The 19,757-nt window shown below is 45.8% G+C and carries 22 protein-coding genes; all 22 read right to left on the reverse strand.

Features of this window, described 5'->3' with window-relative positions; translation table 11 throughout:
• Positions 1 to 5 precede the first annotated feature (5 nt).
• Entirely contained in the window at positions 6 to 872 is an 867-nt protein-coding gene (locus ACJ28U_RS06205; protein WP_407618703.1) for a DNA adenine methylase, read from the reverse strand.
• A 161-nt stretch (positions 873 to 1,033) separates the two neighbouring features.
• Entirely contained in the window at positions 1,034 to 1,726 is a 693-nt protein-coding gene (gene rpiA / locus ACJ28U_RS06210) for a ribose-5-phosphate isomerase RpiA (protein ID WP_407618704.1), read from the reverse strand.
• 14 nt (positions 1,727 to 1,740) lie between these two features.
• A complete protein-coding gene (gene rbsK, locus ACJ28U_RS06215) occupies positions 1,741 to 2,679 on the reverse strand; it encodes a ribokinase (RefSeq protein WP_407618705.1) in 939 nt (312 codons plus the stop codon).
• Between the two features lie 9 nt (positions 2,680 to 2,688).
• The gene (fucP, locus tag ACJ28U_RS06220; RefSeq protein ID WP_407618706.1) at positions 2,689 to 4,041 is read right to left on the reverse strand and encodes an L-fucose:H+ symporter permease; all 1,353 of its coding nucleotides are present in this window, start codon (positions 4,039 to 4,041) and stop codon (positions 2,689 to 2,691) included.
• A gap of 16 nt (positions 4,042 to 4,057) precedes the next feature.
• Positions 4,058 to 4,453 (reverse strand): D-ribose pyranase, encoded by a 396-nt coding sequence (rbsD, locus tag ACJ28U_RS06225; RefSeq protein ID WP_407618707.1) that lies wholly within the window; start codon positions 4,451 to 4,453, stop codon positions 4,058 to 4,060.
• Positions 4,454 to 4,629: 176 nt separating this feature from the next.
• On the reverse strand, positions 4,630 to 5,622 hold the full coding sequence (gene rbsR, locus ACJ28U_RS06230; protein WP_010370849.1) for a ribose utilization transcriptional repressor RbsR: 993 nt from the start codon (positions 5,620 to 5,622) through the stop codon (positions 4,630 to 4,632).
• 103 nt (positions 5,623 to 5,725) lie between these two features.
• The gene (locus ACJ28U_RS06235; RefSeq protein ID WP_143699572.1) at positions 5,726 to 5,923 is read right to left on the reverse strand and encodes a hypothetical protein; all 198 of its coding nucleotides are present in this window, start codon (positions 5,921 to 5,923) and stop codon (positions 5,726 to 5,728) included.
• 396 nt (positions 5,924 to 6,319) lie between these two features.
• Positions 6,320 to 6,862, reverse strand: a complete 543-nt coding sequence (hxlB, locus tag ACJ28U_RS06240; protein ID WP_010370852.1) for a 6-phospho-3-hexuloisomerase — start codon at positions 6,860 to 6,862, stop codon at positions 6,320 to 6,322.
• The gene (locus ACJ28U_RS06245; RefSeq protein WP_085637773.1) at positions 6,862 to 7,482 is read right to left on the reverse strand and encodes an orotidine 5'-phosphate decarboxylase / HUMPS family protein; all 621 of its coding nucleotides are present in this window, start codon (positions 7,480 to 7,482) and stop codon (positions 6,862 to 6,864) included. Before ACJ28U_RS06245 ends, hxlB begins: the two co-directional genes overlap by 1 nt.
• Positions 7,482 to 8,447 carry a sugar kinase gene (locus ACJ28U_RS06250; protein WP_407618708.1) on the reverse strand — a complete coding sequence of 322 codons (966 nt, stop codon included), beginning with the start codon at positions 8,445 to 8,447 and terminating at the stop codon, positions 7,482 to 7,484. Before ACJ28U_RS06250 ends, ACJ28U_RS06245 begins: the two co-directional genes overlap by 1 nt.
• Positions 8,448 to 8,467: 20 nt before the next feature.
• Positions 8,468 to 9,754 (reverse strand): gluconate:proton symporter, encoded by a 1,287-nt coding sequence (locus ACJ28U_RS06255; RefSeq protein WP_407618709.1) that lies wholly within the window; start codon positions 9,752 to 9,754, stop codon positions 8,468 to 8,470.
• 2 nt (positions 9,755 to 9,756) lie between these two features.
• The gene (locus ACJ28U_RS06260; RefSeq protein WP_407618710.1) at positions 9,757 to 10,503 is read right to left on the reverse strand and encodes a sugar phosphate isomerase/epimerase family protein; all 747 of its coding nucleotides are present in this window, start codon (positions 10,501 to 10,503) and stop codon (positions 9,757 to 9,759) included.
• A gap of 231 nt (positions 10,504 to 10,734) precedes the next feature.
• Complete coding sequence (locus ACJ28U_RS06265) at positions 10,735 to 11,718, reverse strand: LacI family DNA-binding transcriptional regulator (protein ID WP_099088262.1); 984 nt, start codon at positions 11,716 to 11,718, stop codon at positions 10,735 to 10,737.
• Between the two features lie 105 nt (positions 11,719 to 11,823).
• A complete protein-coding gene (locus tag ACJ28U_RS06270) occupies positions 11,824 to 11,994 on the reverse strand; it encodes a hypothetical protein (RefSeq protein ID WP_407618711.1) in 171 nt (56 codons plus the stop codon).
• A 62-nt stretch (positions 11,995 to 12,056) separates the two neighbouring features.
• Entirely contained in the window at positions 12,057 to 12,806 is a 750-nt protein-coding gene (locus ACJ28U_RS06275) for a hypothetical protein (RefSeq protein ID WP_407618712.1), read from the reverse strand.
• A gap of 200 nt (positions 12,807 to 13,006) precedes the next feature.
• Positions 13,007 to 14,053, reverse strand: coding sequence for a DUF4097 family beta strand repeat-containing protein (locus ACJ28U_RS06280; protein ID WP_407618713.1), 1,047 nt, complete (start codon positions 14,051 to 14,053; stop codon positions 13,007 to 13,009).
• Positions 14,054 to 14,392, reverse strand: coding sequence for a PadR family transcriptional regulator (locus ACJ28U_RS06285; protein WP_118123150.1), 339 nt, complete (start codon positions 14,390 to 14,392; stop codon positions 14,054 to 14,056). It lies immediately after the preceding gene.
• Positions 14,393 to 14,529: 137 nt separating this feature from the next.
• Positions 14,530 to 15,687: an acyltransferase family protein gene (locus tag ACJ28U_RS06290; RefSeq protein ID WP_407618714.1), complete on the reverse strand. Its 1,158-nt coding sequence runs from the start codon at positions 15,685 to 15,687 to the stop codon at positions 14,530 to 14,532.
• A 4-nt stretch (positions 15,688 to 15,691) separates the two neighbouring features.
• Positions 15,692 to 17,200 (reverse strand): AMP-binding protein, encoded by a 1,509-nt coding sequence (locus ACJ28U_RS06295; RefSeq protein WP_407618715.1) that lies wholly within the window; start codon positions 17,198 to 17,200, stop codon positions 15,692 to 15,694.
• 15 nt (positions 17,201 to 17,215) lie between these two features.
• Positions 17,216 to 18,184, reverse strand: coding sequence for an aliphatic sulfonate ABC transporter substrate-binding protein (locus tag ACJ28U_RS06300; RefSeq protein ID WP_407618716.1), 969 nt, complete (start codon positions 18,182 to 18,184; stop codon positions 17,216 to 17,218).
• 14 nt (positions 18,185 to 18,198) lie between these two features.
• Entirely contained in the window at positions 18,199 to 18,912 is a 714-nt protein-coding gene (locus ACJ28U_RS06305) for an ABC transporter ATP-binding protein (RefSeq protein WP_407618717.1), read from the reverse strand.
• Positions 18,912 to 19,700: an ABC transporter permease subunit gene (locus tag ACJ28U_RS06310; protein ID WP_407618718.1), complete on the reverse strand. Its 789-nt coding sequence runs from the start codon at positions 19,698 to 19,700 to the stop codon at positions 18,912 to 18,914. Before ACJ28U_RS06310 ends, ACJ28U_RS06305 begins: the two co-directional genes overlap by 1 nt.
• Positions 19,701 to 19,757 lie beyond the last annotated feature (57 nt).

Genomic DNA, 19,757 nt, shown 5'->3' on the forward strand with positions numbered 1-19,757 from the left:
TCATCTTACTCCCAACTCCGCACAAGCACTTCAGAAACTTTGGCTCGACTACTTGCTTTTGCAGCAACGAAACGATGCGCTTCTACTGTTTCGATTACACCAATCCCCTCATATAGTTCATGAAGTAGTGGCACGTCATTATTTGATAGCAGTACGAACACACCACGATCTTTTAACTCTTTAAACAAGTCACGTAACCGCACTTGTTCGTCATAACCAAATTCACTTGAGTAACTTGTGAAACTAGCCGTCTCGCTAGCTGGAATATATGGCGGATCAAAGTACACAAAGTCCCCTGTCTGTGCCTTTTCGACCGCTTTTGCAAAATCACCAGTCATAACGTCTACATTCGCGTTATTCAAATACTCGGAAACGCGTCGGATTGTTGGTTCATCTGCAATCTTTGGATTTTTATATTTCCCATAAGGCACGTTATTTTGCCCCTTGCTATTCACACGCCACAAACCATTAAAGCCAACTTTAATCATATAAATGAATCGCGCTGCTCGTTCAACCTCTGTCATTTCTTCAAGACGACCATCACGATCAGTCAATCGCAAATCTAAGTAATATTCTTTTGAATTATTAGCCTGGTGTTCTACCAATTTTTCTAATAGTTCATCTGGTCGATCACGCACAATGCGCCAAACGTTTGCCAATTCCGGATTAAAGTCATTCACAACCGCCTCATGCGGTTCCAAAGACAACAAAAAGGCACCTCCTCCCAGAAACGGCTCAAAATACGTCCCAAATTGCTTTGGAACGTACTTAGCTAATTCTGGCAGAAGCTGCCTTTTTCCACCGACCCATTTGATAAATGGACGGATCTCACCTAGTTGGTTGGTTGGTTGGTTGGTTGGTTGGTTAAGCATGCGCGTGATCCTCTTTCTCGTCAAATTGGATCTTAATTGTTGATCACTTTTTTAAATGGATCAACTTATTAACAACAAGCTTTATAACTTTGATTTATTGCATCATTTTGCTATATTCACAAAAAAGTCCGTCGAGCATACCTCAACGGACTTTCTACCATCTAATACATCAAAGCTGGCGACTTCAGCACCTGAATTTCATCCCCACCAACAATCACTTCATCAGCAACATTTAAGAACAAACCATGCTCAATCACACCTACTTGATTGGCTAACCAATTCGCTAATTCACTTGGAAACGGAATCGTATCTAAATGCAAATCTACAATCTCATTCCCGTTATCCGTCTTCACCGGCTCCCCATCAGCCGTACGACGTAGCACCGGGTGCAAGCCATGGCTATCAAAGACCCGGCACAGCTGCTCAGCACCATAAGTGACAACTTCAACTGGCAATGGAAAATGACCCAGTTCCTCGTGCACCTTTGACGCATCAACAATCCAAACATTCCGGCGAGAGTTTTTAGCGACAACCTTTTCGTACAACAGCGCCGCTCCACCACCTTTAATCCCGTTCAATTGTGCATCAACAACATCAGCACCATCGACGGTAATATCAATGTGGTCAACATCATCTACATCTGCCAAAGCAATGCCTAACGTCCTGGCCTGTTCAGCTGTGCGCGTTGAGGTTGTCACCCCGACAATGTCTAATCCTTCTTCATTGACGCGGCGTCCCAGTTCTTCGACGAAAAACTTAACCGTTGAACCTGTGCCAAGACCGACAACCATGCCATTTTCAATTAACGTCGCAGCGTACTTTCCAGCCGCGCGCTTTTGTTCTAATGTGTCCATCAGATCACCTCCAACTATGCATGTACCAAATTTAATGATGCCAACACAGCCTTCTTCGTTGGGATTGACCGAATAGCCCCTGAATGTGAAACCGCAATTGACGACGCCTTGGATGCATATTGAATTGCGTCATCAATATTCGTGCAATCAGCATTTAGGTAAGCAAACGTCGCCCCAATAAATGTGTCACCCGCAGCGGTTGTATCGACCGCCTTCACTTTAAAAATTGGTTGGGTGCGTGCATCTTGGCCAGCTAACTTGTAGTAAACCCCATCTTCACCCAAAGTCACAATCGTACCCGTAATTGATAGATCCGCAAATTGATCACTAATATCCAATAAATCATCGAAATCAGTTGATGGTTCGCAATTTAGCAAAGCAGCTGCTTCCGTTTCATTCGGCACAATAATGTCCGTTGCAGCAAGAATTGCTGGATCAATATCTTTGTAATTCAAGACCGGTGCTGGGTTAAGCACTGTCGTGACACCGTATTTCTTAGCCAGATAGAATCCCTTCGCAACCGCCTCTTGGGCAACTTCAAACTGTGCAATCACGAAATCAGCTTCCGCAATAAGTTGTTCTGACTTCACCACATCGTCTGCTGTCAGCTTCATGTTCGCACCACCATACACCAAAATCGTATTGTGGCCGTCTTCTTCTAGCAAAATCGTTGCGGTACCTGTAGCGTCTTCTTTTTCAACCAGGCCAGCTGTGTTAATGCCTTCATCTTCAAGCAAATTCCTGAATTGCACACCTGCTGCATCCTGACCAATAGCCCCAATGAAACTCACGTCGGCACCTTGGCGGGCTGCCGCAACTGCCTGGTTCGCACCCTTACCACCTAAATTCGTGCCACGCGAATCAACTCGCAGCGTCTCACCCTGCAATGGTAAACGCGAAATATTTTGAATAATGTCCAAATTCAAACTACCAATGACAACAATCTTATTCATCACAATTACCTACTTTTCTTCCTTTGCATACTTCATTTCAGAGATGAAGTACCATGACACGATCATAAATGCGATGGTTGGCACAATGAATGACAATTGCATTGAACCAGACCAGTCAGATACCACCCCTTGGAACAGTGGCCATACTGCACCACCAACAATCGCCATTACCAAAATGGCACCGGCCGTTTCGGTATACTTCTTATCCGCGACATTATCCAATGTGTGGGCGTAAATCGTTGGCCATTGAGGACCAAAGAAGAAGCTCACAAACACAGCTGCGTAAACCGCAATCATGCCTTGGCCGAATGTCGTGACCAGTAACGTAATAGTTCCCAACACTGAGTAAATACTCAACACGGTTGCGACCTTATAACGACCCAAGAACCATGTGGCAACCACTTTACCAACGAACCACATCGCATATGAATAGACCATAAAGGTTGTGGCATCCGCATCACTAATTTGCTTATTCAAATCCAAAGCCAAACGAATCGTAAATGACCAAACCGTTGTTTGCATTCCAACGTAAACGAACTGGGCAAGGATGCCCTTCTTGTAACGGAAGTTTCCCAACAAGTACTTGATGGTTTCACCCAAAGTGGCTTTTGCAGTCGCCTCTTCACCAGCCAGTGTTTCAACTTTTGGCTTAGCGCTTGGCATCTTGGTCACAGCCAAGATCAACAACATAATAATTAGGACACCGATGATGTACTTGTATGGTTGCAAGGTTAATTGCAACATCTTTTCACCATAGGCAATTCGTTCAGCCCCATGCATGCCCGCCATCTTGGTCGCCAAATTACCGCCTGTGCTAAAAATCATGTACTTTCCAAGTAGAATTCCAGCAATATCTCCCAATGGGGTCAATGCGGCTGAGATGTTCAAACGCAAGTTCGCATACTTCTTAGGTCCAAGCATTGAACTATAAGTATCACTGGCCGTTTCCAAGAACGACAACCCAATCGCGATAGCAAAAATGGCAAATAAGAACATTGAGTACGTTGCAACACGTGAAGCCGGGAAGAATAATCCTGCGCCAATAATGTAAGCAATTAGCCCCAACATAATCGCAAACTTATAAGATGTTTTCTTGATAACCAATGATGCCGGAATCGCAATTAAGAAATACCCACCGTAAAACGCCGACTGCACGAATGCGGTTGAGGCATCATTCAGTTGAAAGACTGTCTTAAACTGCGTGATTAAGATGTCATTCAGACTAGCTGCCGCTCCCCACATTGGGAAGATTAGCGAAATGACAATGAATTGGAACAACGGCGTCTTCGTTAAATACCCATCCGACAATTCATCAATATGCTTTGTAAAAGGCCGTACAACCTTCGCCCCCATGTTTTCCATGATTTATCCCCTTCGACTAAAATGCCACGCCACTACGCAAAATAATATTAACGAACGGATGTGATTCACCCGTTCGAACCACTGCCCGTGTGGCCCCCAATTGTTGCTTAAATTCCTCATGCGGTACAAACGTCACATCAACATTTGGCAAAACTGCTAAGATTGCCGCTAGCTGATCTGGATTTTCCGTCTTGATTTCCTCGGCTAACGTGATGGCTTCAACCTGCATTTCCGTCAAAACATTTTCAAGTACCGTTTGGAAATCTGGCGTTTGGAACGTGACGGCCAGGTCAATCTTCTTGGTACCCGCTGGTACCGGCAAACCGGCATCCCCAATCGCCAACGTATCCTTATGCCCCATTTGTGCTACCGTGTAAGCTAGCTCAGAATTCAAAATTCCAACCTTCTTCATGATGAATGTCCCCCAAACAAACGTTATAATTTCTATGTAAATCGTTTTTGTAAATCGTTTTACAAGTTTTAATATACACCGAATAAGCACAATGTAAACCCTTACATTTGCCCAAATAAAAAAATCAAGCACTAAAAACACGTCGTTTTTAATGCTTGATTGGCATCATATCAATGTTATTTAATCGAATCTGTTGATTCTCTAATAATTAAATGAGTATCTAAAATTTCCGTCTGCTTAGCGATGCTCGGATCGTTAATCCGAGCTAATACCATGTCTAGAGCAATCTGCCCCATTCGCCAAACTGGCTGCGTGACCGTGGTTACTGAGGGTACCATAAATTCTGAATAGTCCGTATTGTCATAGCCAACCACACTAAATGTTTTGGGCACGTCCACGCCAGCATTTTTCAAACCACGTAATAAGCCAATGGCCAATTCATCGTTTAGGGCAAATGCCGCTGTCACGTTTGCTCGTTTAACACGTGAGGCAATTGCTAACCCGCCGTGTTTCGACATCGACGTTTCAAAACGTGTAATACTGGTGTTCGCCGTCTGATTGACCGTATCTTCAAAGCCTTGAATACGCTCACGCAAATTTTCCGTTAGATAGTCAGGCAAAATCAGTGCAACATCACGGTGGCCCAATTGTAGCAAATGTTCAGCAACCGTCACCCCACCTTGGTATTCATTCGTCTTCACGGAATCAGCATCACTATCATCATTGGTTTGGTCCAAAACCACGTATGGCAACTTCTGCTTATTGAGATAGGTGTTCACATCTTGCACGTGTGGCAACATACGTGCGATTACTAAGCCATTAACGCCACGCCCAATCAACGTCAAAATAGCTTGATCAATCTCGTCATCCGTCGCCGAAAAAAACGCTAGGTCAGCCACGCCGTGCGCGTGTTCTTGCATACTTTGCATTAAATCTGAGAAGAACGGATTCCGCAAACTAGGTACCAACACCCCAATCAAAGGATTCGCATTACCACGCAAGCTCTTCGCACTTTGATTTGGCACATAGCCCAGTTCTTTCTGTGCAGCAAGCACTTTATCAATCGTTTCCTGTGGAAAATGATCATTTCGTTTATTCAGCACTTGTGAGACCGTTGTCGGTGACACACCTGCTAAATTTGCCACATCTTTAATCGACGCTTTTTTCATCACAATCAGTCTCCTTCCACAATCTAGTATGGTTATCATTATACCTGTAAAACCATTTACTAAATAGCTATCTTGCGGCCGACTTTATGAAATTAGCACCCAACTACATCCGGACAATCTTCCCCACAAACGCAATGCCGTGTTGATACATAAAGTTCTGTGCATCTATCTCAGACCAAAACTGCTTCGCCGTAAACGGACTAAAGGTCGTCTGGATCTGACCATTCACCGCATCGCCAACGTACCCACCATAATATTCAATCACATACATCTTCATTAACCCCATTTCAAAAATTGTCATATCAATCTTACGCCTCTTATCCGGTAATTACTGGTTTTGCGTTCTATATGTATTATCTCTGCGTTAATAAACAAATACTCACCCATCTCAATTATTTGTTATGTTGGACAGGTACAGAAAAACATCGACACAAGGAGCATTAATGAAATTTTGGATTTACGGCCTAATTTTTGTTTTAGCCTTTATAGCTGATTTATTTTTTTCACCAAATCATGGCAGCCCATTATACGTTGTCATACGCATCGTCAAACTAATTTCTGCAGTGGCGATGGTTATGACTTTGCCACATACCCACAAAAATTGACTGCAAAAAAGCGGCTCCCCGCATCACCAGGGAGCCACTTTATTTTTTTCAGTGAGATTTTTTTGAGTAAAGGTTTGAAACTTAATGTAATACTATTCCATGTTTGAGTGCGTGGCCTTGGCAGTGTCATTTGACACGTGGTCACGACGGCTAATCATCAACGTCAAAATATCCAACGTAATGTGCACACTTTGATCAAACAACGTGCTCAACAATTGGATTGACTTCACTCCGTCACCAGCCTTGGTAGCACCAGGCACCACAATCGTGGCCTCACCCAAAGTTGCCAATGGTGAGGTTGGGTTTGACGTCACGCCAATTACGTGGACACCATTGTCAGCTGCCTTTTGCGCAGGGCCAACAACTGAACCCGTTGTACCAGAACCTGAGACCGCCACCAAGACATCCCCTTCAGCAATTGACGGCGTAATCGTCTCGCCAATGACGAACACCGTGTATCCGATGTGCATCAAACGCATGGCAAAGCCCTTCACCATCAAACCTGAACGGCCAGCGCCCAATACGAAGATGCGCTTGTCCTTCGTGATGATATTTTCAGCAGCGTCCAGTTGGGCGTCATCTACTTGTGTCATCACTTCTTGAATTTCTGACAATACTTCATTTACTAAAGCCATTATAGTGCCTCCTTAAATTCACGACCGGCTGCAACTGGATCAGCTGCACCGGCAATCTTTCCACCAACAATTGCAATTTCAGCAATGCCATCCGCTGACAGCTTTTTCACTTGGTCCAAATCAATCCCGCCAGCCACGGCAATGCGCTTGGCCGCTGGGAATTGTTCGTGGAAGTGTTTAACTGACCCGGCTGCATCGAAGTTCGTGGCATTATCGTGTGAGTGGTGCAATCCAAAGATAGCGTGATCAAACGTCATCAACGGTGCAATCTCCTCATCCGTCATGTTCAGCAAGTCAATCAACATTGTCTTGCCCGCCTTTTCCGTCACCTCATATACGGCACTGATTGTCGATAAGTCGGCTGACCCCATGACCGTCAAAATGTCGGCGTTGGCTTCAAACCCCTTGTTGAATTCATAAACACCTTCGTCGATGGCCTTCAAGTCCATCAACAATTCTGAATGCTTAATTTCTGCCTTGATATCTGACAAGGCAATCAAGCCATAGTCCTTTACCAAAGATGTACCGAGTTCAATCACATCAGCGATACCATCAAGGTCCTTCGCCAATGCAATGGCGTGTGCTAATGACACACGATCAATTGCTACTTGTAACTTCATTAGTCTTCACTTACTCCTTCTGCGACATAAAATGCTGCCAATTCCGCTGGTGTTGGATAACCATCATTGTCACCTGGTGTTTGCACTTGCAAGGCCCCAACTGCGTTTCCACGCATGGCGGCAGCACGTAATGACTTGTCTTCTAACAAAGCCGTAATCACACCAAGAGCAAAGCCATCACCAGCACCCACTGTATCAACTACCTTAGCGACCTTAAAGCCGGGGACCATAAAGCCGTCTGCATCACGTGTTTGCACGTATGCCCCGGCAGGCCCAACCTTCACGATGACAACCTTCGTCCGCTCACTTTGATTCAAGTAGAAGTCCGCAATATCCTTAGGGTCTTCACTACCCATCAAGATCTTACCTTCGTTGCTACCTGGCAAAATGATATCCGCAGACTTTGCAAATTTGTTAATTTCACGAATCATACGGGCATCGTCGTTCCAAAGGGCTGGACGCAAATTAGGGTCAAACGTGATCAACTTGTCAGCGGCGACCAAGCGATCCATCAAGTGACGGAAGGCCTTGTTTGAGGTCTCTGACAACGCTGGGAAAATCCCTGACATGTGGGCAATTTTCACGTCGTCCAACTTCACGTCATCCAACACATCAGCTGACAAGTGTGCTGCAGCTGAACCCGTGCGGTAGTTAAACGTTTGTGGATCCCCAGTCGTCACCATCTGCTTCAATTGGAATCCCGTCCAGTTATCTGCATCTTCGGTCACGAAAGTCGTGCCAACCCCATGTTCCAAGATTTGCTTCTTGGCATAACCACCTAATGGATCAGCACCTAAGCGACTCACATATTCCGTTGTGTGACCCAAACGCTGTACCCCGATGGCCACGTTTAATTCTGCGCCACCCAACAACTTAAAGTAATTAATGGTGTCGACCAAGCTAGCGTCCGCGTCCTTCGACATGAACGTCACAACTGGCTCACCAATCGTCAAAAATTCACTCATGATTATAATCCTTCAATCTCTTACTTGATAATCAAAACGGCCAAAATAACGTTAATGATTGAAACAATCCACATTACCGGCACACCCTGCTTCAACAGTTCACGACTGTCGACCTTCATGTACTTCAAGGCCCAAACGTTCCATGATTGCGTCAAATCAGTCGACACCGCCATCAAACTTGGCACATACATCAAAGGCAACAACAAGGCATCTGGGAAAATGTGTGCTCCCGCCAAAACGGCAGCCGTGGCAGCGCCAGCACCCCAAACGTGCAACGGACCACGGAACAACGCCAATGGTGCAGCAATTCCAAGTGCCAAGGCCAAAATCCAAATGTTTGATGGCAAAATTGACGTCAACAACGTTTGGAAACGCGCCGCATTAATTTGGGCCGCGCCGGAGAACATGATTAGCGCCATCAAGAACATGATCAATCCAGCAATATCTGAAATCGCTGTTTGAATGGTATCGTTCAGGAAGTCGATAAATGCTTTCCAGTGGCGCATCTTACCCGTTAGCAACATCGCCAACAAGGTTGCCAAAATCAACGATGGTACGGCATCCCACTTAAACGCCAAATTCATAAAGACTGGCACAACCGGCACAATAAAGGCCGGCCATGGAATCTTAATTTCTTCTGTTGAGACTTCAGCACCAACCAACTTCAAGTTCTCATCCGCCTTTGAGGCATCAAATGACTTGCGGTGCATAAAGAGGTAAATGATAACCGCCACCAGTTGCACGGCCATGGCTGTGATACCAAAAATCAAATACTTGCCACTATAGTCAGCCTTTGGAAAGAAAGCCTTGATTTGGTTGAAAAGCACCAAATTCAAGTACATTGGTGCACCAACCGACATCAAGAAGACTGGCAAAGCAATCTTACGTGGAATACCAAGTGACAATAGAATTGGCAACAAGATAACTCCGATCGCGATAACTGACCCAACCCCGTACGCACTAATGAAAATCAAGGCCGTAACCAAGATAACCAAAATGGCAGCCAGCATCACATTCTTCTTACCCGCCTTCGCTGTGCGTTGTGAAATGGCTGGCGCAATACCCGAATCAACCAAGACACGACCGAACCATGATCCAAACGCAATGTAGATAATCGTTGGCCCATAATTCAACGCTGGCTCAGCGAAAACTTTCTTAATGGCAACATCAAATGGTACTAATCCGATGACTGCCCAGAGGATTGCCATCACGAAGAAGCCAACCATCAAGTTACCACCCTTGAAGATGTAGAAGATAAAACCGACAAATGTCAGCAACAATAAAATTGCAATAATCGTGTTAACCATGATTAACGAGCCTCCATTGCGTGACGTAACATCGTCACTTGTGCGGCAATTTGTTCATTAGTTGCCATTGGGAATTCCAAGGCAACATCAACGTTTTTGTCGAATAGCTTGTAAATGGCTTCCCAATCGAACAAGCCTTCAGCCAAATCAGTCGTTACAATCAACCCATTGTCCGTGTCAGCTGCATTCTTAAAGTGCACGTAATCGGTATAAGGTGCCAATAGTTCAGCGCTCTTTACCGCGTCTCCCTTCGTGAATGCCCAGTTACCCAGGTCATAAACGTACCCAATTTCAACTCCCGCTGTCTTTGCGTCTTGCAAGAAGGCGTGGATTGGTTCCAGGTGACCGCTTAATGCCGTTTGATCATTCTCAATGTTGATGGTGATATCAGCTGGCCAGTCCTTAAAGGCCGTTGCCAGGTCGCCAGTAAAGTTGGCGTAATCACCCAAATTGAACTTCGCTTTAACTGCGCCTAGTGTTTGTAGCTCCGCAATGTACTGCGGTAACTTTTCATTAACTGCCCCGTTGACAAACAATTCATCCGGGATGCTTAATGCAACAGCCAAATCTGCTGTCGCAGCCGCTTCGTGTACCGTTGCAAGTTCCGTTGACAAATCGTGGAAGTATTCGCGCCGAACTTCAATGCCGTCGGCCCCCAATTCCTTAACTTGGGCAATTAACTCGGCTTGCGTCCGTCCTTGCTTCACCACATCCTCAAAAATCCATGTGTTCAAAAATAGCTTTGCCATGTCATTCCCCTAAGAACAGTGGCACCATTTCGTCAAACCGCACCATTGCTCACCTAATCTCTAAAATATCTGCTGTCATTTTAGGTTAAGCGCTTAACCAATATCCAAAAATATATGGGCACAATGGCCCGCTAAAATTAAGCCGCTAACTAATCTTGCTTACTCACAAGTTAGGTAAGCGCTTAACCTTACGTGAAAAGAATAACACCCAAGTTGGGTGTTGTAAACAGTCTATTCATAAGTCGCCGCAATAACAATTTTTTCAGTTTGCGTTTTCGTCGCCTTTTTGTCCAACCGGCGCAAGAGCAACTCAGCCGCCGAAGCCCCCATCAGAAAAGGGTTTTGCTGGATTAGCTTTACGTTTGGATTAAGGTCGCGTGCAAGTTTTGTGTCTGAAAAACCAGTCACTTGTAGTTGCGCGGTCAAGACGTTTTCACGAATCATGTGCGGTAAGATTTCCAACATCAATCGTTCCTTGAAAAAGAACACGACGGTTGGGGCATCGGTTGGCAATTGACTAATAATCGCTTGTACCTGCTCTGCGCCAATGATCCCTGGATGCGCAATTTCAATCATTTGGGCATCTGGATAAACTGCTTGCACCCCACGCCAGCGCGCTGTACGCGTTGACACGTTGGCAATTGGCTCGGAAATCACAACAACGTTCGCAAAGCCTTGGTCACGATAGTGTTGCGCCGCCCGTTTTGCAGCCTGTTCATTATCCGTCACAACCATGTCATAGTCGCCACCCGTTGTCTCACGGTCAACCAAAACGACCGGCAAATTCTTTTTAATGTGCTTTTGTAGCACTTCATTATCAGCCGAAATTGGTTGCATAATCACACCATCAAAATTTTGTTGGCTGATGCGATCTAGCAATGATACTTCCCGCTTAACTGATGAATTCGTGTCAAAAAGCACCCCGGTGTACGATTCCGCTTCAAGAATCGATGAGGCCCCTTTGAAGAATTCCGTTGAAAAATAATCATCCACATCTGCAGCCACGATGGCAATCAGACCACTACGTTGCGTCATCAATTGGACCGCTGAGGCGTTAGGTACGTAACCCGTTTCTTCGATGATTTGCTTAATGCGATTCGCGGTTTTATCCGACATTTTCTCAAGTCGGCCATGGAGATATCGTGACACTGTGGCAATACTGACCCCTGCCCGTTCTGCAATGTCATTGATATTCAATTTCTCTTCATTTGCCATTGAAGAACATCCCCTTTTCAGATTGTGATAATTCAAAGTATAGCATTTAATCCAAATGAGACAAATAATGCGCCGACGTTTTCGCGTCGACGCATTAACTAATCACTACAGTTTTACAATCTTACCAACTTCGGCTAACTCGTACTTTGCTAGAAAGGCTTCCGCATCTGACTTTGCTTCAAATCGCTTTGCCAAATCAGCGCTGGTGGCCGTTTGCCACGTATGGTTAACAGCTGCGCCTATTAAGTAACTATCTGAACATTTAATCACGTACATCTTTTCTACCCACTCTCTGTATGCTTACCTCCGATTTTATCCTAAAACGAACATTTTTACCGTTAAAACGTTTTCATATCACGTTGAGAAATATTTAGACGCGCCTGTCGCTGTAGATCTGCTAAAGTAGTTTCTTCATCGACAGGTAGTTTTAGGCGTTCGCCAAGGGTGGTTAAACACGTTAAATCACGTGAGGCCTGTAAAGCTGCCTGGTCCACATTGATTGGGGCATTATCCGGCCAATTAATCATTGGCAAAATCGCCCGTTCTAACTGCGACCCGCGACCATACAGGTCTTGGCACATCCACAAACTGATGATTTTAATGGCCGTCAGCTGCTTAATAAACTTGTTACGCCCCTTGCTGGTCACGATATCTGGTGCCCCATCCATGACTAATCGCGTTTGAAACCCCTGCGTTTCGATTGCTGTCAAAAAGGCCGTATTCACCCACGTTGTTGGTCCATCGGTATAACAGGTAATCGGCATAAACGCGTCCTGCCCTTTCACCCACGGTAATGATTTCGCATCAGGATCCAACGTTTTTGGTAACAAGCGTTGCATCGTTTGGACTTGGTGTCGACGAAAATAACCCGACGCCTGTTCTAACTGTTGCATCAACGTATTGCTCGATTGCGCAATACCCATGAAGGTACCGTCTGCTTGGTACACCACGGCAGCCGTTGTCATCCCATTGACTTGGCAGGCCACAATCATAACTGTTCGTTCCGGTGAAATCGTCACCGTCTCCCCGAATACATGCAGGTCTTTCACTGCATAACCCTGCTTATTAATGACAATAGTTGTTGTCATCAGTACGCCCCCACATCAAAAAATTAGTCTCACCAGTTTTGTGAGACTGAACTATCATGCACGAAAGCGCCTGGCATCACCACCATTTGCGGATTATTTAAACATCTTGCAATTAATCACTGTTTTGTCTGACGATTATGGGATTTTGTCTGATAGAGCTTAATAAAAACGGCACAACCATCATGATTGCGCCGTTTGATTTACATCATTTTGACATTACCAGACTTCACTTGGGCCTTTACCAAATACTCAGCACGGCCATCCGTTTCGCCCTTCACGTAGGACATGGTTTTCACATCGAATTCACCGTCGCGCGTGACCTTAACCACGCCGGATTCACTTTGAGCATCGAACTTAAACGACGCCGTTTGTGGCAAAACATTCTTGATATTGCCGGAACGCAAGCGCAAGTGGACATCCCCTTGCAACTCATCCCAATCAACCGTCAAATTACCGCTTTGACCAGCCAGTTGGCCGAAGCCCTTTGCAGCAACCACCTTCGTGTTACCACTCTTCACATCAGTCTCAAACTCAGTCGCCACATTATCCATGTGCAAGTTACCCGCCTTCATCTTCACACGGGTTAAGTGCATCTCCGCGTCAGCAATCCGGACACTGCCAGTCTTAGCTTCCAATACCAACGTCAATGCTGGGGTCACTAAGTTTTCAATCCACACATTACCCGCTTTGGTTTCAACTGCTAACTCACCTGCAAATTCTGCTGGCACCCCGAGTTCAATCGTTTGGTGTGGGTGAGCAAACGGCACCAAAAATGACCACTTCTTTGGTTCCGGCATCGTGATTTTTAGTTGCCCGTCAGTTGTCTTAAACGCCACTTCACCGTTGAAATAACCACGTTGCATGGTCTTAACCGTAAACTCAGCTGTTTCGCTCATCGTCAATCGCACATCTGTATAATGCCCGTCAATTTTCACTTTACGAAGACCGGCTGCTTCAACCGTCAGTTCCACATTGCCCGGCTTACCTGTAATAGGTTCAATCCGCGGCGCCGGCGTTAACGTTTCATCATCCGCCATCATCTTAACGGCTTCATGTAAATCGCCCATTTCAGTCAACGCCGATTTCACTGCCTCTTCTTGTGACAACATCGCATTCGTTGCCATTTTATCTTGAGCAGCTTCAGCTAAATCAGCGCGCACTTCTTCATAAAAATCATTTACTTCATCAGTTAGCTTAACGCCTGCAAATACTGGCGCCAATGCTTGTGCAATAATTTCATTCATCATTTAGTTTACCTTTCCGGTCATGAGTTGATCGATGACAACTTTTGCCACATCCCATGCAGCCTGCGCTTCGGCCAAAGCTTGTTTACCAGCCTCGGTAATGGCGTAGTACTTGCGCCGACCACCTTGCGTTTCATTGCCGTAGTATGGTGTCACGTACTCGGCCTTTTGTAGGCGCCGGAACACGGTATACAGTGTGGCTTCGTTAATTTCATACTGCCCACCCGACATCGTCTTGATATCTTGTACGATACGGTAACCGTATGAATCTCCCTGGGCCAAAATGTTAAGCACAATCGTATCTGTGTGCCCGCGAATCAAATCTTTTGATATTTCTGCCATGTTGTTTTCTCCATTACTTTGCGACACACAGTAATTTACACCGGATTACTGTGCGTGTCAAGGTAATTACTCACGTTAGGTAATAGCGGAAAAATAAAAGGCCAGACATCTACATGTCCAACCTTTTGTATTGCTATTTATTTTGCTGACCACAAACGTGACACATGCCACTGGGGCCGTCCGACCAAAAAGCCAAATGGCGGGATTTTGAAGAAGCATAGCGACATGCCATAATCGACCGCCACCACAATAATAAACACCAGTGGTAACGTTACAAAATTCCAAAACGTTGGCAAATTAAGTGCCGTTACACCCAAATTAACAATTTCAAGCGCCACTGTTTGTCCCAAGTACATGCCAAAGCCGACTTTAGCACCGGTTGAGACAAAACTTACGAACCATTGTGGCAAGCCATTATCACGGTACTTGGCGTATTGCAGCCCGCTCCAAATGATAAAGCCAATAATAAACAAATCATAGATGAAAATATACGGTTGGTGAATTTCCAGCGTCTTTTTCAGACTCAACCCCAGTACATTCAAATTGTAGTAATACTCGCCAATCGTTCCCACGGCCAACACCACCGTACTCCAACCAATGAAGCGATGATGGGTCGTAATAAATTGCTTGAACGCTTCGTAATGAATTGACGCAAACGCCCCCAAGACAAAGTAGAACTGGTAGACCAGCAAACTAAAGCCATAGTTTTTCAACAAAAATGGCCACCCCGACGTATCAAGATGTGGCAACCCATACTTGATGAACACTAACATGAGGATTTGAAATAAAAATGACACCAATAAAATTTGGCCGTGGCCATGCTTGAAATGCTTAAATAGCCAAACCAAAGCTGGGAAAATCAGGTACAGTTGCATCGTCACGATGATGTAATACATATAGTAATCCGTTCCGTGCGTGACCAGATAGCCAAACTTAGGCCAGAATGTCGCCCATGAAAAATTGCCTGTGCCGATTAAGTCACCGGCTAACAGAATAGCGGTCCAACTCACAAACGGGATACCAACGCCTAAATAACGTTTTTTCCAGAATGACCAGACATGGAGTTCCTTATGATAATGCTGTAGGAATAACACTAAGCCAGTAATGAACATAAAGCCCATCCGGGTAAAGTGTAGCGATAAGTGCGTCGCGTCCAGGAAATGATTCTCCCAGGAATCAGCCCCCATATGACCACCCATCATACTGGTGGTGTGATTTAACAACACACCCGTTATAAAAATCAATCGTAAGATATCCACCTCATATAGATAAGGTCGTTTCTTTTTTTCTGCCATGCGCCTACTTTCCTATCGTCGCGGCTAATTGTGGCCGAATCACTTTGCCGGTTGGGTTACGTGGATAATCCGTAACAAAGAACACCTGCGTTGGTCGCGCTGGTTGCGACAAGTTTATGCTGGCATGTTCCAACAATTTAGTTGTCATCTCAGCTTCAGTCAGGTCAGTTGCCGTTGGAATCACCACTGCCGTCACCGCTTCACCATACAATGCATCCGGTGTCCCAACGACTACCACGTCAGCCACAAAGTCGAGTTGTCGTAGGACTGCCTCAATCGCAGCTGGCGCAACTTTTTCGCCGCCACGACTAATGATGTCTTTGATGCGACCAACAATTTTCAGGTAGCCGTCATCGTCAAAACGACCTAAATCACCCGTCCGTAACCAACCGTCATGAAAGGCGCTTGATTTTGGATCAACATAATCTGTAATGACATGGTCCCCGCGCAATAGGATTTCACCGGTTTGATTTGGTGCATTAGTTACCTGATTATCCACCAGCAATGCAATCTCAGTCGCCACTGGTAAGCCAACTGTACCCGGCTTCGGGGCGTCAAATGGATTTAACGCAATCAGCGAAGCCGCCTCCGTCATCCCGTAACCCTCAATGACTGGAATACCATATTGGTCTTGAAACGCAGCCAATTGTTCTGCCGGCAGTGAAAACGATGCCGAACGAACATATTTTAACTGTACGTCCGCTTGGCGACGCGTGAAGGCCGCCCGAGCGCGTTCATTTTGCTGCAACATCTGAACAATCGTTGGCACAATTGACACCCACGTGACGTGATGGTCTGCCACAGCTTCCCAAAATTTGGAAGCCGAAAATTTTTCAGCAACGACCAGCTTGCCACCCGACAAACGCGTGCTCAGCATCGCAATCACTTGCGCATTGACGTGGAACATCGGCATCACCACCATTGTGGCATCCTGATTTGTTAAACGCTGTGAGGCAGCAATGTGGTGCGCAGAGTTCGCAAGTTGCGTGTGCGTTAACCCAACCCGCTTTGGCTTGCCAGTAGACCCTGAGGTGTTTAGAATAACGGCCAGACTGTCATCACTTAGCGTCATCCCATTCTGCAATGATTCACCCTGCTGATAGCGATAAAAATAGACTGGTTGCTCGTGAATCGCGAATGTCTGATCCAAAAAGTCCGGTTGCATGGCAAGGGCTGTTCGGAAACTCTCCGCAAAGATGCCGGCTGTATAGTGATAATCTGCAAACTCATCGAGAATTTCACGCACCCCCGAAGTTGGTGCCACTGGATGCGCAATTGCGCCGATTTCCCATAAGGCTTGTTCCAAAATCGGGTACAGCCAATGATTGGCCAAGGCGATTAATACGACATCCCCCGCACCGATTGCTTGGTCAGCCAGTGCTTGTTTCATTTGTTCGACCAGCGCAGTCACCTGCTGGCCGGTATATTGGCGTTCATCCGTCAACGAGACTAACATCACATCATCGGCATGCGCTGTCAATTGTGCCTGCAAGTCCCTCGTTAAAACTGTCATCTCATACTCCCTTCGTTATTCTGACACGTAAATCACATCATCGCTGACGTTAATGCGTTGCTTGATTAAGTCATTTTCATAGAAAACATCGGCAATCGTCTGCGCTTCCTTTGCAATTGCCTTGGTCATCGGCGTCAATGTCCAATCGCGCCGATCAACCATTTTAGCGACAATCGTTTGCTTCATGCCCAATGCCTTCGTGAGCAGCTTTGTCAACGCCTTGGGATGCTCATTTGCCCACGTCATATCTTCAGACAAGTATTTCACAAGGTATTCGCTAACCGCTTCGTGCTTTTTTGCATACTGTTGCGTTGATAAGATGAAATCACGATTCTGCGATAAACCATCTCCGTTCGTTAACAATTTGGCTTGTTGCGTCACTTGACCTTGTGCCGTGTACGGATCCCATGTAACCCACGCGTCAACGTCACCCTTGGCGAAGGCAATCGCCGCATCGGCTTGTTTCATGTTGACCCACTCAATATCTGAAGCTGACATGCCCGCCTTCGACAAGGCTTGCAGCAACAAAAATTGTGAAGACGTACTTTGGGTGTACGCCACCTTTTTACCTTGCAACGCCTTCACTGAATCGATATCTGAATCCTGTTGTACCAAAATGCCTGACCCGGATGATCGACTCGCACCGGCTGCAATGTAGGCAATATCCGTGCCAGATGCCGCTGCCGTGACCGGTGGCGTATCACCTGTCCGCGCGTAGTTAATGCTACCCGCTGCTAGCGCTTGCATTTCAGATGCACCATCTGCAAATTCTTTAAAGACCACTCGATAACCAAGTTCCTTCATCTTCTTAACAAGCACGCCGCGCGACCGTGACACGTCAACTGGACCACCTTTTTGGTAACCAATCGTCACCTTTTGTAACTTATCATGTGAACCGGTTGTCTGTTGGTAGCCATAGTAAGTCCCACCTGCCCAGAAAAACAGGAGCACGACTAAAATTACTTTTTGCCATCGTTTTTTCATGTTCATGCCTCACCTTAATCTGACAGAATAAATTCTTGGACCTTATTTGCCACCGCTATCATGGCCATTTCATCAGTTTGATGACGATGACCGGGGACGGTTAACCCAGTTGTGCCATGTTTAATGGCGACAATACGATCCGCCATTTTTGCAGCTTCACGAACGTCGTGGGTAATTAAAATCGTGGTGAGATTTTCTTGATCCACAATGTCCGCAATCAGCTCTTGCATGCGTGAACGCGTTAAGGCATCCAGTGCCCCCAACGGCTCATCTAGCAACAGTAATTTAGGCGACGCCATTAACGCTCGCGCCAGTGCAACTCGTTGCTTTTGCCCACCTGATAATTGATTAGGATAATAATTCGCAAAATCGTGGAGTTGGACAAGATCAAGCAACTCTTGGGCGCGTACTTTTTCATTCATATCGCGTGACTTAAATGACAAATTTTCAAGGACCGTCATCCAAGGCAAGAGTCGATCATCTTGAAACATCACCCGAGCGACTGTATTCAAACCGTTAACTGGTCGGCCATCCATCGTTAGCTGACCCGTTGTGGCTGGTTCAAGACCCGCTATTAAACGGAGCAGCGTTGATTTACCACCACCCGACTCACCTACAAATGCCACAAACTCACCCGTTTTAATCGTTAAATTGACGTCATGTAACACCGTGTGTTGCTGATAACTTTTCGTCACATCCGTGAGTTGTATTAAATCATCCGTTGCCATTAACGGCCTCCTTTACTAGCTTGCCAGTCTAACAAAATCGATTCCAACAATGCCGCAATCCAATCTGATACTTTTCCTAAAATGGCATAGATAATGATGGCTAAAAAGATGGTTGGCATATCCAAAAATTGTTGGGCATTCGTTTCCATGTAACCAATGCCGGAACTGGCCGAGATCGTTTCAGAAACAATCAACGTCGTCCACATCACCCCAAGCGCATACCGTAAGCCCATCAGGATGGTTGGCATGGCGCCAGGAAAAATCACTTTCGTAAACATCTGCCATTTCGTTAATCGATACGATTGCCCCATTTCAATTAACTTCGGGTCGATTGATTGAATACCGTGCAAGGTATTGATATAGATCGGGAACATGACGCCGATGGCAACCAGCGTGACTTTGGCTGGTTCGCCAATGCCAAACCAAATGATGATTAACGGAATTAATGCCAAGTGCGGAATGTTACGCACCATTTGGATAGTCGAGTTGAACAATGAGTGGCTGATGCGGGATAGACCATTCGCAACACCCAGCACAAAGCCAACCGCACCGCCGATTAGCAATCCCATCGTGGCCCGGTATAACGAAATTCCCATATTTTGTTGCAGCGTGCCAGCCTGCCATAATGTCACCCCTTGATCCAAGACCGCCAATGGACTTGGCACATAGGTTGCGTCAATCCACTTGGCATCGACCGCTACCTGCCAAACAATAATCAATACAATAGGAATTAACCACGGTAAAAGGTTTTCCGCCTGTCGTTTGTCCTGCTTATTTGATTTTTTCACAACAGTCGCTCCTTTAATTCAGAATTTTCAATTCAACCAATATAGCAATTCTCCCTT

This window comes from Weissella sp. MSCH1 (assembly GCF_045799135.1).
In the GTDB taxonomy this organism is placed as follows: Bacteria; Bacillota; Bacilli; order Lactobacillales; family Lactobacillaceae; genus Weissella.